At 51.0% G+C, this 16,842-nt stretch carries 15 protein-coding genes; 4 read left to right on the top strand and 11 right to left on the bottom strand.

Annotated elements, in window-relative coordinates; translation table 11 throughout:
* Nucleotides 1-228: 228 nt before the first annotated feature.
* Nucleotides 229-1,059 (bottom strand): DegV family protein, encoded by an 831-nt coding sequence (locus KNO94_RS04260; RefSeq protein WP_214741860.1) that lies wholly within the window; start codon nucleotides 1,057-1,059, stop codon nucleotides 229-231.
* A 159-nt stretch (nucleotides 1,060-1,218) separates the two neighbouring features.
* Between KNO94_RS04260 and KNO94_RS04255 the strand changes: the two genes are divergently transcribed.
* From KNO94_RS04255 to KNO94_RS04245, 3 genes are all read left to right on the top strand, one after another.
* On the top strand, nucleotides 1,219-1,917 hold the full coding sequence (locus KNO94_RS04255) for an ABC transporter ATP-binding protein (protein ID WP_214777764.1): 699 nt from the start codon (nucleotides 1,219-1,221) through the stop codon (nucleotides 1,915-1,917).
* Between the two features lie 12 nt (nucleotides 1,918-1,929).
* The gene (locus tag KNO94_RS04250; protein ID WP_214777762.1) at nucleotides 1,930-4,251 is read left to right on the top strand and encodes an ABC transporter permease; all 2,322 of its coding nucleotides are present in this window, start codon (nucleotides 1,930-1,932) and stop codon (nucleotides 4,249-4,251) included.
* An 84-nt stretch (nucleotides 4,252-4,335) separates the two neighbouring features.
* The gene (locus tag KNO94_RS04245; RefSeq protein WP_214777761.1) at nucleotides 4,336-5,061 is read left to right on the top strand and encodes a DUF4261 domain-containing protein; all 726 of its coding nucleotides are present in this window, start codon (nucleotides 4,336-4,338) and stop codon (nucleotides 5,059-5,061) included.
* A 207-nt stretch (nucleotides 5,062-5,268) separates the two neighbouring features.
* Here the strand turns inward: KNO94_RS04245 and KNO94_RS04240 are convergent, their stop codons facing one another.
* The 10 genes from KNO94_RS04240 to KNO94_RS04195 all read right to left on the bottom strand — a co-directional run bounded on the left by KNO94_RS04240 (nucleotide 5,269) and on the right by KNO94_RS04195 (nucleotide 15,119).
* Nucleotides 5,269-5,595 carry a thioredoxin family protein gene (locus tag KNO94_RS04240; RefSeq protein WP_214733876.1) on the bottom strand — a complete coding sequence of 109 codons (327 nt, stop codon included), beginning with the start codon at nucleotides 5,593-5,595 and terminating at the stop codon, nucleotides 5,269-5,271.
* 20 nt (nucleotides 5,596-5,615) lie between these two features.
* Complete coding sequence (locus tag KNO94_RS04235) at nucleotides 5,616-6,467, bottom strand: DegV family protein (protein ID WP_214777759.1); 852 nt, start codon at nucleotides 6,465-6,467, stop codon at nucleotides 5,616-5,618.
* A gap of 125 nt (nucleotides 6,468-6,592) precedes the next feature.
* Nucleotides 6,593-7,012, bottom strand: a complete 420-nt coding sequence (locus KNO94_RS04230) for an RDD family protein (protein WP_214777758.1) — start codon at nucleotides 7,010-7,012, stop codon at nucleotides 6,593-6,595.
* 14 nt (nucleotides 7,013-7,026) lie between these two features.
* Nucleotides 7,027-8,103, bottom strand: a complete 1,077-nt coding sequence (locus KNO94_RS04225; protein WP_214777757.1) for a nitric oxide synthase oxygenase — start codon at nucleotides 8,101-8,103, stop codon at nucleotides 7,027-7,029.
* 97 nt (nucleotides 8,104-8,200) lie between these two features.
* Nucleotides 8,201-8,356 (bottom strand): hypothetical protein, encoded by a 156-nt coding sequence (locus KNO94_RS04220; RefSeq protein WP_214777756.1) that lies wholly within the window; start codon nucleotides 8,354-8,356, stop codon nucleotides 8,201-8,203.
* Nucleotides 8,353-8,550 (bottom strand): hypothetical protein, encoded by a 198-nt coding sequence (locus KNO94_RS04215; RefSeq protein WP_214777755.1) that lies wholly within the window; start codon nucleotides 8,548-8,550, stop codon nucleotides 8,353-8,355. The genes KNO94_RS04220 and KNO94_RS04215 overlap by 4 nt, the downstream gene beginning before the upstream one ends.
* A 144-nt stretch (nucleotides 8,551-8,694) precedes the next feature.
* A complete protein-coding gene (gene pulA / locus KNO94_RS04210; protein WP_214777754.1) occupies nucleotides 8,695-11,616 on the bottom strand; it encodes a type I pullulanase in 2,922 nt (973 codons plus the stop codon).
* 192 nt (nucleotides 11,617-11,808) lie between these two features.
* Nucleotides 11,809-13,467, bottom strand: a complete 1,659-nt coding sequence (locus KNO94_RS04205; protein ID WP_214777752.1) for an FAD-dependent oxidoreductase — start codon at nucleotides 13,465-13,467, stop codon at nucleotides 11,809-11,811.
* Nucleotides 13,468-13,478: 11 nt separating this feature from the next.
* Entirely contained in the window at nucleotides 13,479-14,765 is a 1,287-nt protein-coding gene (locus tag KNO94_RS04200) for an arsenic transporter (RefSeq protein WP_214777750.1), read from the bottom strand.
* A gap of 36 nt (nucleotides 14,766-14,801) precedes the next feature.
* The gene (locus KNO94_RS04195) at nucleotides 14,802-15,119 is read right to left on the bottom strand and encodes an ArsR/SmtB family transcription factor (protein ID WP_214777748.1); all 318 of its coding nucleotides are present in this window, start codon (nucleotides 15,117-15,119) and stop codon (nucleotides 14,802-14,804) included.
* Between the two features lie 197 nt (nucleotides 15,120-15,316).
* On the opposite strand from KNO94_RS04195, the gene KNO94_RS04190 reads away from it, so the two are divergent.
* A complete protein-coding gene (locus tag KNO94_RS04190; RefSeq protein WP_214777747.1) occupies nucleotides 15,317-16,798 on the top strand; it encodes a SulP family inorganic anion transporter in 1,482 nt (493 codons plus the stop codon).
* Nucleotides 16,799-16,842: the final 44 nt, after the last annotated feature.

Genomic DNA, 16,842 nt, shown 5'->3' with positions numbered 1-16,842 from the left:
TGTTTTAGTATGCCTTGTAATACAAAAACATTCCAGCAATTGTTTGAAAGTTGAGACAATGAAATATTGAAATCATTTCCAATTTGAGAAGTTTTATTTCATCCACGCCACAAGAGTCCTATTAACGGCCATGCTTACTGTTTCGTTCCCTTATATCTATTTTAAAGAGACCTAGCAAACTCAACCTACAAAAAAGACGATCCCTCTCAGAAGGACCGCCCTTACCCATTATTTCGCTTTCAAATATGAAATTCCAATCGACCCAGATCCCGTATGCGCCCCGAGGAGCGGGGCGAGCGTATCGACCCGAATCGGAATCGTGTCACCGAGCCGTTGTTTCCACTCTTCGGCAAGTTCAGGAACGTTCCCATGGAAAATCGAGACGTCCTGACATTCGCCTGACTCGATTGCAGCACGAAGAACTTCGAATAAATGAGCTTGTGCTTTTTTATACGTCCGAACGGTTTGATACGGAACAATCAACCCGTCTTCGAATCGGAGTACCGGTTTCAGCTGAAGCATGTTCCCGATGAGCGCTTTCGATTTGGAGATGCGACCGCCCTTTTGCATTTGCGTCAAGTTTTGAAGCGTCAACTCGATGCGGACGTCCTCCACGCGCGCCTTCATATAGGCTTCTACGTCTTCGAGCGCATCGCCTCGTTCGACTCGTTCAATCAATTCCTCGAACATGAGTCCCATCGTATAGATTCCTGCCCGTGAATCGAAAGCGAGCAACTTGAATTCTGCGATTTCGGCACCCTGCACAGACGCCGAGTACGTCCCACTTAGATCGGACGATAGATGGATCGCGATGCCCATGTCGTATTCATCTTTCAATTTCTCATAGAGCGTGACGAAATCTCCGATTGCCGGCTGACTCGTCGACACACGCTCCCCGGCATCAATCCATTCATAAACGGTTTTCGCATCGACTTCAATCCCGTCTTTATACGGTTGGTCCCCTTTGACGACGTAAAGCGGAACGATGTGGATGTCAGGGTGATTCACTAAAGCATCTGGAAGGACAATCGTACTGTCCGTAATATAAGCAATCTTCATGAAAAAGTTCTCCCTTAAAAAGTTTTTAGTACCTGGTTATATTATTTTATCATAGGTGAAGCGTTTTCACTATTTTTTCAAAACATTCAACCTGCATCAGGTCCAATCCTATATCGGAACGGGTAAAGGATACATAACGACCAAGGAGGCGAACGAGACATGATCCAGCTCGAGAACGTCAATAAAATTTATAAAACCGGCGACGTGGAGACAGCTGCTTTGAAAGAGATCGACCTGACCATTCGTGATGGCACATTCGTCGTCATTCTCGGACCTAGCGGGAGCGGGAAAAGTACCTTACTCAACGTCATCAGCGGACTCGACACGGTGACGAGTGGCAAAATCACGTTCGACGACACCGTGCTGACCGAATTATCTCCCGAACGGATGACGTCGTTTCGACGCGACCATCTCGGCTTCATCTTTCAACAATACAATCTCCTCCAAAATCTGACTGTATACGAGAACATTCAAATCGGGTCCGATTTGACGAAAGACCCGCTCCCGATTGATGAATTGCTCGAACAAGTGGGACTCTCATCGGCACGCGATAAATATCCGTATCACCTATCCGGCGGTGAGCAGCAACGGGTCTCCGTCGCCCGGAGCCTCGCCAAAAATCCGGCCATCGTTTTTTGTGACGAACCGACGGGATCCCTTGATGAGGAAAACTCGAAAAAGGTGCTCGAACTGTTGGAACGCTTGAACGAGACGTACCAAAAGACGATCGTCGTCATCACACACAATAACGGAATCAGTGAGATGGCTGACGATGTCATCAAGATGAACTCCGGTCGAATCGTCGAAGTGACCCATCACGACACTCGAGTCGCGGCGCGTGACATCCGTTGGGGATAAGGGGGTGGTGACATGCTGTACAAAAATGTGTGGAAGACGCTCGGAAAGAAATGGATGCAACTCCTCGCCATCGCCATCATCATCGTCATGAGTTCACTCACGTACACGATGATGTTCTATGGCATCAGCGGGATTGAGGTCCCGACCGAAGAGTATCTGGAAGAATCGAACCAAGAAGACTTTGCGATTGACATGCTCAATCGGGTGACGGAAGAAGAGTTACGCGACCCCGCTGTCGCCACGCTCGCGGAGACAGGAGCGTTCACATTGGCTGACATCAAACAAGCCGATGCGGAAGTGTTCAATCGTCTGATCGCATCGCGAATCGCCGCCGTCGAACAGGAGATGCCGGATGCTACGATTGAACTCCGTGACTTGAAAGCCATCACCTACACGTTCGATGACACCGAGCATCGGGGAATGATCGTCAAAGAATCAGACACGATCAACCGCTCCTACCTCGAAGCCGGTGAGCGACCGAGCGCGAATGACGAAATCGCTTTGAACAAAAAATATGCAGAAGAGAATGGGATCGACATCGGGGACACGATTGACATCGGCAAACCGTTCACGGTGAGTGGATTTGTCCTCTTTCCGGACTACACGCTCCCCCTGTTCGATGACAACTTTTTCAATCTCGACCCAGGCTCTCAAACCCTCCTCTTGATGACGGATGACTCGTTTGAATCATTCACTGGGCAAGAGTCGTTCCGGTTGTCCGGGGTGACCGATCAAACGGTCAAGACCGACCTTGAGCTCCCATTTGTCGTCTCGGTCATGGAGACGGAGAACATCATTCGAAGCGGTGCCATTTATAGCGAGATTTCATCCGGAAAAGCGATGGCGCTCGGGCTCAGTCTCTTTATCGTCTCGATTGCCGTCATCATCGTCGCCATCCTGATCTCCAATATGCTTGAGGCGGAACGAGGACAAATCGGACTATTAAAAGCGATTGGCTACAGTCGTCGTCAAATCGCCTCGCCTTACTTGGTGCTCATCTTGATTTTTGCATTCTTTATGCTCATCATCGGTTATTTCCTGGGACTTTATTTTGCGAACCCGTTGAAAGAACTCTATCTCGACTTCTATCTCTTACCGTCCATCACCATCGCCCAAAGTCCACTCGTGTTCTTGACAGCCGTGTTCGCCCCGCTCTTCTTCTTTACACTCGTCGCGGGAGCGGTCATCTATAAGATCATGGGAGAAAGCGCCCTCTCCCTCTTGTCACCACGGGACAATGTGTCACTGAATCGGCTCAGTCGTCTCGTCAGTCGACTGTTGAAACGCGCGAGTGGCAAGACAAAGTTCAAATATTTATACGCCGTCAAGAACACGGGAAGCTTTCTCATTTTCTTTTTCGGCATCTTATTCTCGACGATCCTCATCGTCTTCGCCCTCATGATGAACGGGGCCGTTGACCGAATGACGGTAGGTGGTTTGAACGAGGCAGCCTATGAATACGAAGCCTATACGGATGGCTCACCGCCAATTGAAGACGGGCAAGAACCGTTTCTCACCTATCCATTCGCATTTGTCGAAGAGAAATTGATCACGTTGAAAGGATTAGACGTCGACAATACCTTGTTCCCGCTACGTAACGAAGATGGTGACACGTTGACACTTGAACCGGATGGTCTAATCGTATCCTCGTCACTCGCCCTCAAACTCGGGCTTGAAGTCGGTCAAGACATCGATGTCGAACTGAACGAGGACATGCTGACCTATCCCATCATCGGGATTGCCGATGAATTCTCCGGGGATTTCGCCTACTTGCCTCGGGCGACATTAAGTGAACGACTCACGGACGGGGCGACCGATGAGCTGTTCAACGGCATTTATGCGACGGAACGCCCGAACGAATCGGACTATCCGACCATCCTGTCACGTAAAGGGTTGATTGAGCAGTCCGAGTCCATCAATCAATATATGAATTTCATGATGAACGTTTTGATCGGTGGAGCCTCTCTCATCGCTTTTAGCATTCTGTTCGTCTTGACGGCGCTGACGGTCGAGAAGAACTATTACGTCATCTCCTTATTGAAAGTGATGGGTTATCAAAAACGGGAAGTTCGCTCGATGATTCTGAACAGTTATTTCATTTACGCGCTCGTCTCGGCTCTCTTGAGCATCCCCGTCGCCCTGTTGACGTTGCGGGTCATCATCGTCGTATTCGCAGAAGATTACGGGCTCGTGCTCCCGCTTGAATTCGAGTGGATCTATATCGTCTATACGCTCGGCGCTGTCGTTCTCCTCTTCTTTATGAGTACGTTCATCAGTCGTCGGAAGATTGATCAAATCCCACTTCAGGAAGTTTTAAAGACGTATCAAGAATAATTCATGCCAAAATAGGGCATAATAAGAGATAGACCAGGTCTCTCCTGAGGAGGGACCTGACTTTTGCAGAAAAGGATGATATACATGAATCGTACACAAGTCATGCTCGCCATTCCCGGAAACTGGTCTTCCGCAGAAGGCGTCAGCGAACAAATCAGTTTACATAGTGAAGGCTACACGATGGCCGGCCTGTTGTTGCTCGAAGATGAGACAGGCAAGGCGTTTACCGTGGAAGTCGTGGAACGTGACCCAGCCCTCGCCGAGGCGATGATTCACGCGAGTTCTGGCGGATTCACCCCAAAAGTGGCGAAAGGAATCGCCCGTCACACGCATGTCGTCTACTTGATTGTCGACGTCAACGATTTGACAGACGTCGCCGCGGCGCGTCGTGCCGCAAACGCCGTCTTAAACGCAGGTGGACTCGGCGTCATGGTCGAATCGGCAGGTGTCGCTTACTCGAAAGACGAGTGGCAAGAGTCAAAAGAAGAAGACCTCGCACTCGACTATTCGCTCCTCACGGCCATCACAGAAGAAGAGAACGCCTATATGTCCTGGGGAATGAAAGCGTTCGGTCATGCAGACGTGGCTGTACCGATGACCCTCGACATTGAAGATGCCATTCACATCATTCACTCGTTCAACTTCCACCTCATCTCCGGTGGCGCGATGTTCGGCGACGGCGACCATTTCGCCTTCGAAGACGGGCGTGCCTTCACGGTCGAGATGGGAGAAGACGAGCGGACGACCATCGACAACTTATTGCATAACCCGTTTGGCTTGATTTATCTCGTCCCACAAGCAGCAGAATAAGAAAGAGGCTGGACATAACCCAGTAGATTCATAAGAAAGAGGCCTCCGTGAGCGAACAAGTCGCTCTCGGAGGCCTCTTGTCATTTTTATGGGTTCGCGCACGCATTTCGGACTAAAAAGAGGGGTCCTTCCACCGAAAATCGGTGACCGGTCCCCTGTTTTTATCACAAATCTTTAAAATCGGCTAGTTATGTTCCAGCCTCCTGTTCACGCTCGTCTCATTTCTTGCATGCGTTCGAGTTGATGCGTCAGTTCGCCGATTGGCACGAATCGTGCCCGACGGAGCATTTCTTTCCCGTTGATGAAAAAGAGGACGACCGGAACGGTGAAGATGGAGAAGGCGCCTGCGACTTCCGGCACCTCGTCCGAATCCACCGCGACCGCCTCAATTTCCGGAAACTCTTTGAGCATCTCTTCGATTTGAGGTTTCAGCGCATGACAGACACTGCATCCCGGATGTGACACGTAGACGAGCAGCTGTTCCGTGCTCGCAATCCGTTCATTCAATCCAGTCAAGGTTGTCATTGCTTCCATCTTACATTCCTCCTACTTGATTAAGCGTTGAGCCACAAGACACCGACCGTCTCGAATCCTGCATGTACCGCAATCGAAGGACAGAATCGAGTCCGTACGACTTCGAGATCTGGTAGTTTCGACTCGATGAGTGCGACAAGGTCATCTTGCATATTCGGTGCGAGAGCCGTCTGAACGAACACCCGGTTGTCCTTCACACCGTTTTCCGCATGACGACGTTCGAGTTCACCGACCATCTCCGCATAAGCCTTCTTCAATGAACGGGCCTTTTTGAACGGGATGACTTTCCCCGTCTCATCGAGGGTGATGATCGGCTTGATGTTCAAGATGTTCGCAAGGAACATCTCACCGGAAGAAACGCGACCGCCTCGGCGCATCGTTTCCATGTTTCCGATGATCATGAAGAAGTTCTTCTTATCGCGCCATGCTTCGAGAAGGGCGACGATTTCCTCTACTGACTTGCCTTCAGCTTCAGCGGCCTTCCCGATTCGGACGAGTTCTTGCTGCGCCTCGAGTGCGGCATGCGAGTCGATGGTATACACGGTAAAGTCAGCCGCTTCTGCCGCTGCTTTCGAGTTTTTTGCCGTGCTGCTCAATCCGTTCGAGCAATGGACGGCGATGGCACAATCATATCCCTCTTCTTTCAAGCGTTCGTAGCGGGCGATGAAGTCTCCGAAGATCGGTTGTGACGTCTTCGCTTCTTTCTTTTGGTCAATCATATACCGATGTAAGTCTTCAAGCGAGAGTTTCGTTTCACTATAGCCGTTCCCGTCCACAATCAATTGAATCGGAACGATATCGACACCGAGACGGGCTGCCTCTTCTTGAGAGAAGTTGGCCATACTGTCGGTAATCCATGCGATTTTTGTCATAACTAAAAAGCCTCCAATAGTCGTTCATTTTTGTCCAATCCCATTATACCTTATTTCCTGCCCCTATTCCTACTCGACCGAACGGAACGAAAAAACAGAGCGACACGCGGTCGCCCTGCTCTTCTTCATTTGGTCGAGATCAATTTTGTATTGGCGAACTCGTCGTGCGGCAACTCAAGGTCTTTATTCGACTTCATCTGTTGGAGTGCACGGATGAGCGGAATCCCGAGTGTCGCCGGGTAGACGACGTCTTTATAGAGTGTTCGTTTGACGACTTGCTCGAGGGAGAGTGGGCGTCCGTCCGCACTCACGACTCGAATGCCGACGACGCGGTCACCCAATGTCTGACCTTTTTGATACAACATACAGTACACTTCACCTGCCATCGTCACGACGGTCGGCAAGTAATACCGTTTCACTTCCTTGTCGGGCCAAATCTTTTTACGGACGGCCTTTTCAATCAGTTTCGCCGGTGTCTGAAAGACGAGTTGGTCGATTTGACCAGCGACGGCTCGTTTCCAAAGTGGGACTGCCACAGCAATCATCCTTTCTCTCGGTTCTAGCCTTTCAATTCCTCTTTTACCGGCTGACGAAACCCTGAGAACGGACAACCGCTCCTTGCGAACAGGTTCGGTGTCTTAATGTGATTATCGTAATGCTCATGAAAGACGTGCGTCGTCGCTGGCGATAAAGGTGGGATGAGCCAACTCCATTGTCCGGTGACGTCACGCCCCGCGTCTCGTTCGTTTTTTTCGAACCGCTTGAACTGTTTGGCTGCCGTATGATGGTCGACGATCGTCACACCTGCTCGCTCGAACGATTGCAAGACGGCGATATTTAATTCGACGAGTGCCCGGTCGCGCCAAAGGGACCGCTCTTTCGTCGTATCGAGCCCGAGTGAACGTCCGACGAGCGGCAACAAATCATAACGGTCCGTATCGGCCAAATTCCTTGCCCCGATTTCCGTCTCCATATACCAGCCGTTAAACGGGACCGAGGTAAACCGTAGACCTCCGATCTCTAGTTCCATATCCGCAATCGCTGGGACTGCGTGCCATTTGATGGTCCGTCCGTCAAACAAGTCCACATCCTCGTGCCGAATGTCCACCTCAAGCACGGCCTCACTCGGCAACTCAAACAAGCGGACGTCTCGCCCGTCCGTGATCATGAGCGGGAGGATATCGAACGGCGTGCCGGCTCCGACCCATCCGAGTTCTTTCGCGCGCTTCGTCATCGTGACGGACATCGGGTCTCCGATGATTCCGTCACGTGTCTCATATCCCGCGTACCGAATCAATTGTGTGTTCAATAGTTTGAACTCGTTCGAAAGAACCGTCATCGTCGAACGGATTTTTCCGCCGTTCGTGGCGAACCGAAGGTGGTCAACAAGATGGGTGTAGACAGCCTCAAACGTATCGGCGTCCCGTGCGTCAATCACATGGAGTGTCTGCCAAAACAAGCGGCCGATGCAACGATTCGAATTCCGCCACGCCACCTTGGCACCCTCACACAACTCTTCCGTCGTCAATGAATAGGTGCCCGTGCGCTCAATTTCATCTTTGATTTGTCGGAGGCGTTCGGACGGGTCGTCATGCCATTGCCGCATCCAGTCGCTCGCTTGTTCATACAGATTCATATCTAAGATCTCCTCACTCAATTCTCTCTTTCTCCATCTTAGAGAAAAGGAGACCCCTGTTTCAACTATCTATTCTCACATGCGACACGTCGGGTGCTCAGGACCGCTCTGGCTGGTGAACGAGTTCGATATAGTCGGTGACTTCTTCGTTTCCGCTCACTTCCTTCTCGAGGGCGGTCAATTGCGCCTCGATGGTCGGACTTGATTCGTATTCGGCGGCATATTGATCTAACACATTCGTCACTTCGGTCATTCGACACAAGCGGACAGCAGTCCCATCTTTTCGTTCAAATCGATTAGTCGCCCTTTTGTATCGAGTACGTAAATAGCATCCGGATACTGTTCAATCAGGAGCGAATCCACATGAAACGGAGGAATCGGTCCAGCTGATAGCATGTCCGTGACGTCTCCATTGACGCGATGAATCCATTTCCTGAAAATCGCCATACAATCTCTCCTTTCGAAAGAGATGGAAGTTTCAAGCGTAAATTCTCGTGTTCATACAAAATAACTAGTTTATGAAGCATTAATTACCAATTACCTATAATTGTTCCATTAGAAAACCCCACTCGTTTAAAGTGGGGTCAATGATTAGTTCCGTTCGAGGACGAACGTCTTGTATGCAGGCACGCTTACTTTTCCAGTCGCGCGCTTGATCGTCTTCGTTCCAGCACGATCGCCGTCGACAATCACGTTCCAGTTCCCTTTTGGAAGGGTGACTTGGACATTCGTCGGGTTGGCGTTATGCGTGATGAACAAGTCGTTCTTTTGACCCGGTGCATCTTCGTCAATCGTGTACGTGATGACGTTCGCTTCCGCTTTGTGGAACGTTAAGAATCGTTTCACGTCGCTCGCTTTCGTCATCCGAAGACCTGGGTTGGCTTTACGCATCTCAATCAAGCCTTTCATGTATTGGACGTCCGCCTTGCGGTCGGCTGCCCGTTTCCAATCGAGTTGGTTGATCGAGTCCGGTGATTTGTATGAGTTGTGGTCGCCTTCCTTCGTGCGCATGAACTCTTGTCCTGCGTGAAGGAATGTCGTTCCTTGGCTCGTCAAGAGAATACTCGAAGCGAGACGATGCATCTTCGTCTTGTTCACCTCAGACGCGATCGGGTTCGTCAACGTCAATTTATCCCACAACGTATGGTTGTCATGAGCTTCGACGTATGTGATCGCTTGCGTCGGTTCTTTCGTGAATCCTTTAATCGTGTCGCTATATGCGATCTCACCGACGATTCCCGTCTTCACTCGATTTTCCATACCTTCTTTTCCGTTGATGAAGCCTTTATCTTCATCGTAGAAGACGCTTCCTTTCAAGCCGTCGCGGATGTTGTCGTTGAAGTGAGCGATGCCCGGCATTGCGTAAGCATTCTTTTGGTTTGCTTTGAGTTCGGCATCGAGTGGCGTACCGAGGTCCCATCCTTCTCCGAAGACGAGGATCGACTTGTCGACTCGATTCAACTCCGCACGAACTTTGTTCATCGTATCGACGTCATGGATTCCCATCAAGTCGAAACGGAATCCGTCCCAATGGTATTCTTTCGCCCAATAGACGACAGAATCGACGATCAGTTTTTGCATCATCGCCCGCTCAGAAGCCGTATCGTTTCCGACACCTGTTCCGTTCGCGAAGTCGCCACCCGCCGTGTAGCGATAGTAGTAACCCGGGACGATTTTGTGTAAGTTTGATGCCTGCGCATCGAACATGTGGTTGTATACGACGTCCATGACACCACGGAGGTTGTTGTCATGCAATCCTTGAATCATCTGTTTCATTTCCATGATGCGTACTTTCGCATCGTAAGGGTTCGTTGCATACGATCCTTCTGGTGCATTGTAGTTTTTCGGGTCATATCCCCAGTTGTACGTCGCCATCGGATTCGTCTCATCGACCGAGGCCGTGTTGAAGTCATAGACCGGAATGAACTGAACGTGTGTCACGCCGAGGTCTTTGACATGATCGAGTCCCGTCTTCGTCGCCGTTTTCTTCCCGTCAACGAGAAGACGTGTGCCACGTTCGATGACACCGAGATACTTCCCTTTGTTTTGAATACCTGAATCGTATTTGTCCGTCTTCACATCGAAGATCGAGAAATCACGGACATGCGTCTCATAGATGATCGCATCCGTCGATTGTTTCAACTTCGGTTTCATTGAATTCCAACGTTTCGGATCCGTCTCTTTCAAATCGACGACGACCCCTTGGTCACCGTTCACGCCGACAGCCGTTGCATACGGATCGACCGCTCGGACCTTCCCAGTCGCATGGGTCACTTGGTACGTATAACCGATACCGTCGAGGTCGCCGCGCACTTCTGCCACCCACGTGCCGCGCTCACCGCGTTTCATCGTGATGGCTTTTTTCATATCTTTGTCGTTCGTCGGTCGGTTCGTCGGCATGTTCCACAGCTCGAGCTCCACTTTTTGAGCCGTCGGTGCCCAAAGGACGAACTTCGTTTTCGATTTTTGATACGTGACACCGAGTTTACCGTCATATGCATATTTCGCATCGAATTCCTTCGAACGAAGGACCTTGCCGGCTTGGAGCGTCTGTTCCCCATACTCTGGGTGCGAGGCTTTGATGACTTTCGCTAAGTCGATGTCTGACTTGAATTGAATCGTGACCGACTTGTCGCCAGCCTTTTCAATCGATTCCACCGTTGCCCCTTCCACGCTCACTTCATCGATGAACGCATCCGTGATGACACGGTTTGTCGTGAGTGTCGCCTGACGGAACGTGTCCGCCGAGAACGAGACGAGTTTCGGAGAGCGATCGATTTGTGGCTCTGAATAGTAGATTGTCGAATCTCCTTCAACGAGCCAAATCTCTTTCGCAGTCCCGAGAACGAATCGGTCTTCCCCATCCTTCTCCATCCATTCTCCTTTTTTCGTGATCAAGCCCATGAGTTTCTTCGACTCCGGGTTGGCGAGTTTCACGTTCGCGACGGCACCAAAATCATCTGTCCCATCGAAGGCGATGCTCTGTCCATCCCCACCGTCTGGCCAAGCCCAAAGACCCCAGTCCGTGTATGTATTGTCGTAACGGAAATAGTGGACGTTCATATCGATTTCCGTCGAAGCCGTCTCACCGTCCGGGTTTGACGTATAGATGGTCGGGTCACCCGACTTGATCCATACTTCAGCGACACCGTCTTGAATCATGTCGCTCGTGATGAAGCGGTCATTCTCAGAACCTTTATCTTTGTCCCAATTGTCCGTGCGGACGATGAGACCGATTTTTTCAGGTGAATCGACTGGGAATTCGTAAGCCGCCACCTTTCCGAATGCATCTTCCCCGTTAAATGTGAAGCCTTTATTCGGGAAGTAATCTGGGCCGTTCGCCCAAAGCCATAAGTTCCAATCCTTTTCGTTATCCGGCGCCTCTTGATAATGGACGACGACAAGCGTCGACTTCCCTTTATCTAAAGCGGACGTCGGCATCGGAAACATTGACAGAATTAGTGCAAACGTTAGCACAACTGCCCATACGGGTTTCCACTGCTTTTTGACCATGAGGGTCCCTCCTTGTAGCACTATTTTAAGAAAACGCTTACACAAAAATTGTAAACGGTTTACTTTAACGAATCAACGTTATTTTAGAAAAGGGTCAATTGGCATCAAGAAGTGCCCATCTCATATAGAGAATATGAACGAGTGCAGCTCTCAATCACGAAAAAACGACGCCCACAATGGACGTCGTCATGATCAGTTTCCGTATTTTTTAAACAACTGATAATTCTTGTTTCCACCTGACAAGTTGTACACGTCAGTGAATCCGAGGTTACGAAGCACGTTCTGGGCTGCGTTCCCCGTCACCCCACCGTTACAGTAGACGACGGTCTTTTTGTCCTTGTCCATGTCTTTCGCCGCTTCCCGGAGGTTGCCGAGTGGGACGTTGACCGCACAATCGACACACGCTTTCTCGAACTGTGAAGCTTTCCGCGTATCGATGATTTGCATATCTTCCCCGGCATCGATTCGCGTCTGAAGCTCCGCCGGTGTGATGAGTCGCGCCGCCTTGTCGATACTGTTCGACAGCACCATCCCCGTGTACATGACCGGATCTTTCGTCGTCGAGAACGGCGGTGCGTAGGCGAGGTCGAGATGGAACAAGTCGTCGACTTTCGCCTTGAGCGTGATGGCCGTGACGAAGACGTCGATTCGTTTGTCGACTCCTTCAAATCCGACGATTTGGACGCCGAGCAGTTGACGTGTCGCACGGTCTGCGACCGCTTTAATCGTCATATCTTTCCCACCCATATAAGCGGGCTTGTCTGGCTTCGTATTATGAAGCACCTCGATATCGTACCCGAGTTCGCGTGCTTCTTTTTCGGCCAGCCCCGTCTGTGCGACGGCAAGTCCGAACACTTTGAAGATGCCCGTGCCGAGAATACCGCGATGCTCGAGATGACCGCCTGTGATGACGTCCCCAGCGGTCCGCCCCATCTTATTCGCTGTCGAACCGAGCGGGCGCCAAATCGGTTTGCCCGTCACGATCGAGAAGCTCTCCGCGACGTCTCCTGCTGCATAGACGTCTGGGATGTTCGTTTCCATCCGCTCATTGACGGCAATCGCACCCGTTTCACCTAGTGTGACCCCCATCTGCATGGCGAGCTCGACGTTCGGACGGACTCCGACCGACAAGATGACGAGGTCGGTCTCAATCGTCTTCCCACTCTCCGTGACGACCCGATCGACATGTCCGTCGCCGACGAGTTCTGTCACGGTCTCCCCGAGCATGAGCTCGATTCCATTCTTCTCGAGGTGCTCCTCGACGCGACACGCCATGTCCTTGTCGAGTGGCGGCATCACTTGTGATACACGTTCGATGATGGTCACGTCCACACCGCGAAGCTTCAACTGTTCTGCCATCTCTAGCCCGATGAAGCCGGCGCCGATGATCGTCGCATGTTTCGGGTCTGTCGAATCGACGAAGGAGCGTGTCGCCTCCGCATGTTGGATGTTTCGAATCGGGAAAACATTATCCGACTTCACCCCAGGAATCGGTGGGATGATGCTTGACGCACCCGTCGCGAGGACAAGGACGTCATAGGCGTCCGTGAACGTGTCACCTGTCTCTAAGTTTTCGACCGTCACCGTCTTCGCGTCTTTATCGACGGCTGTGACATTGTGACGTGTCATGACGTCGATGTTGTAACGCTTCTTGAAGAAGGCAGCGTCACGTGGCGTCAAGTCGTCACGAGACTCGACCTCTCCACCGACGTAGTATGGAATCCCACATCCCGAATACGAGATGTCGTAGTCCCGGTCGTAAATCATAATCTGTGCGTCTTCGTTGTTCCGACGTGCTTTCGCCGCGACCGATGTCCCGGCAGCGACTGAACCGATGATGACTAATTTCATATAACCACTCCTCAATAAAGTAATAAGCTGATATATAGACCGAGCAACGTGATAGCCAGTGTGGGAATCGTCAAGATGATCCCGACTTTGAAATACTCACCCCAGCCAATCTTGACCCCTTTCGTACGAAGGACGTGGAGCCATAGAAGCGTCGCTAGCGACCCAATCGGGGTAATCTTTGGACCGAGGTCCGAACCAATGACGTTCGCATAGATTAACGCTTCCCGAATCTGTCCGGTCGTATGCGTCAAGTCGATGGCGAGCGCGTCGATCATGACCGTCGGCATGTTGTTCATGACCGATGACAAGATGGCAGCCAAAAAGCCCATCCCGAACGTGGCACTGAAGGCGTTCACCGCGAACCAGTCGATAAAGTTCGCCAGTACTTGAGTGAGTCCGGCGTTTTGTAAACCGTAGACGACGATGTACATGCCGAGCGAGAAGAAGACGATGGCCCACGGTGCGCCTTTGACGACTTGAGTCGTCTGTACGGCTGACGAGCGATTCGCCATTATAAGGAAGAACAAGGCGATAACACCCGCGACGAGCGAAACGGGGATTTCAACTAAATCACTCGTGAAGTACCCGATCACCAGTAACCCGAGTACGACCCACGATAAGCGGAACATCGTATGGTCTTTAATGACGGACGAAGGTTCAGCCAACTGTGAGGCGTCATACTGTTTCGGGATGTCTTTTTTAAAGTAAAGGTACAAGACGAGCAGACTCCCCGCGACCGCGAACACGTTCACAAATACCATCCGCGCGGCGTACTCGGCGAAGCCGATATCAAAGAAGTCGGCTGAAACGATGTTGACGAGGTTCGAGACGATGAACGGGAGACTCGCCGTATCGGCGATGAATCCGGATGCCATGACGTATGCCAAGACGACCGCGTCCGGCAGTTTGAGTGCCCGGACCATCGCCAAGACGATGGGTGTCAAGATCAGCGCTGCCCCGTCGTTCGCAAACAAGGCCGCGACGAGCGCACCGAGTAACGTGATATAAACGAAGAGCTTCACGCCGCCACCTTTGGCGATTCGCGCCATATGTAATGCGGCCCATTCGAAAAATCCAATCTCATCTAAAATGAGCGAGATGATGATGACCGCGATGAAGGTGAACGTCGCGTTCCAAATGATGCCCCACACCGTTCCGACGTCATCAAGATTGACGACACCTGAAACGAGGGCGATGACGGCCATCCCCATCGCCGAGTAACCGATGCCGAGGCCTTTCGGTTGCTTGATGATGAGGAAAAGCGTCACAAGAAAAATTAAACTAGCAATCCACTGCACAATAAGTTCCTCCTATAATCTCTATTGTCTCTATCCTTACATCGTACAATCCGGCTCACAATCACAGCTCGGTTCGACGGTTTCTAGATTGGCTAATAATTCGGTGACGAGCGGATAAAACGGACTCGTCTCGTTCAACCGGTAATGAATCCACTGTTTGTCTCGACGTTCTAACAGTAGTCCTGCCTGACGTAACATTTTCAAATGACGGCTGATCGCTGGTTGCGAGATATCGAAACGATCGACGAAACTACACGCACACTGCTCGTCTGCCTCCATTTGTTTCAACATCGTCAATCGGGTCGAATCCCCGAGCACCTTGAGCACCTTGCTCAATTCTTCAACGGCATACATCTTCTCTCACCCTTTCATATAACAAAAAAGTTATATAACTTATACGTTATGAAATTAACATAGTTTTATACGCGAAGCAATTGTCATTTTGGACTCAATTCGGTATGATGAAACACGTTGAAAATGAACGGATTCCAGTTTTTTGATTTTCGTGAGACTCGAAAATCAAACTATTATAAATAGAAAGGTGTGTTCTTTTGGAAAGATTGAATACGTTGAAACACGAATGGTTCGGAAACGTCCGGGCCGACATTTTGGCCGGGATCGTCGTCGCCTTGGCGCTCATCCCGGAAGCCATCGCCTTCTCCCTCATCGCGGGAGTCAACCCGATGATCGGGCTATACGCTTCCTTCATCATCGCGATGGTCATTTCGATTGCCGGAGGTCGACCGGCGATGATTTCGGCTGCGACCGGTGCGATGGCGCTCGTCGTCGTCTCACTCGTCGCTGACCATGGACTCCAATATCTGCTCGCTGCAGGTATTCTAACCGGGATCATCCAAATCGTTCTCGGTTATCTCGGCATCGCCCGCTTGATGAAATTCATCCCACGTGCCGTCATGGTCGGTTTCGTCAACGCGCTTGCGATTTTAATTTTCCAAGCGCAACTCTCTAACTTTGAAGGAGAGAGTTGGATTATCTGGGCGATCGTCGCCGCATCGCTCGCCATCATCTTCTTGTTCCCACGTGTGACGAAAGCCATTCCGGCACCGCTCGTCGCCATCGTCGTCATGACGGTCCTCGCGATCACGCTCGGACTCGACACGAAAAACATCGGGGACATGGGAACGATTTCTGCGACGCTTCCGGACTTCTTGTTCCCGGACGTGCCGTTCACGCTCGAAACGCTCATGATCATCTTGCCGTACTCAATCTCGCTCGCCTTCGTCGGATTGATCGAATCGCTCTTGACGGCTCAAATCGTCGATGACATGACAGGAACGGACTCAAACAAAAACCGCGAATCGCGCGGACAAGGAATCTCGAACATCATCGCCGGTTTCTTCGGTGGGATGCCAGGATGTGCGATGATCGGACAGTCGGTCATCAACGTCTCGTCAGGCGCCCGTGGTCGACTCTCGACATTCACGGCCGGGCTCGCGCTCTTCATCATGATCATGACGATCAGCGATGTGCTCATGCTCATCCCGGTCGGTGCGCTCGTCGGGGTCATGTTCTTCGTCTCGTATGCGACGTTTGACTGGGGTTCGCTCAAAGCGATGCGTACTGCTCAAAAGTCGGACACGGTCGTCATGCTCGTCACCGTACTCGTCACCGTCTTCACGCATGACCTTTCACTCGGTGTATTAGGTGGAATCTTGACGGCAGCCATCTTGTTCGCTGCTAAAATCTCAAAAATCGACCTCGGTCGAAGTGTCACGTCCGACCGCGCCGACTATACGGTCAACGGACAGCTATTCTTCGCCTCGACGTCTGAATTCGTCAACCAATTCGATATCACGGAAGATGTTGATGCCGGTGTCAAAAAAGTCACGATCGACTTTGCGAATACCCATCTTTGGGACGATTCGGCCATCGGCGCAATCGATAAGGTCGTCTTCAAGTATCGGGAAGTCGGCATCGAACCCGAACTGCTCAACTTGAACAAAGACTCGGAAAAACTGCTCAACACGCTCGCGCTTCACTTGAAGCAACAAGACGCGAACGCGGGACATTGATTCACCGTTCCCCCGACTCGTTAAATCACCTATACTAAAAGTAG

Origin of the sequence: Exiguobacterium sp. s22, assembly GCF_018617455.1 — a bacterium.
Taxonomy (GTDB): domain Bacteria; phylum Bacillota; class Bacilli; order Exiguobacteriales; family Exiguobacteriaceae; genus Exiguobacterium.
The sequence above is the reverse complement of the archived record's forward strand: the minus strand, read 5'-3'. Positions and strand labels throughout refer to the sequence as shown.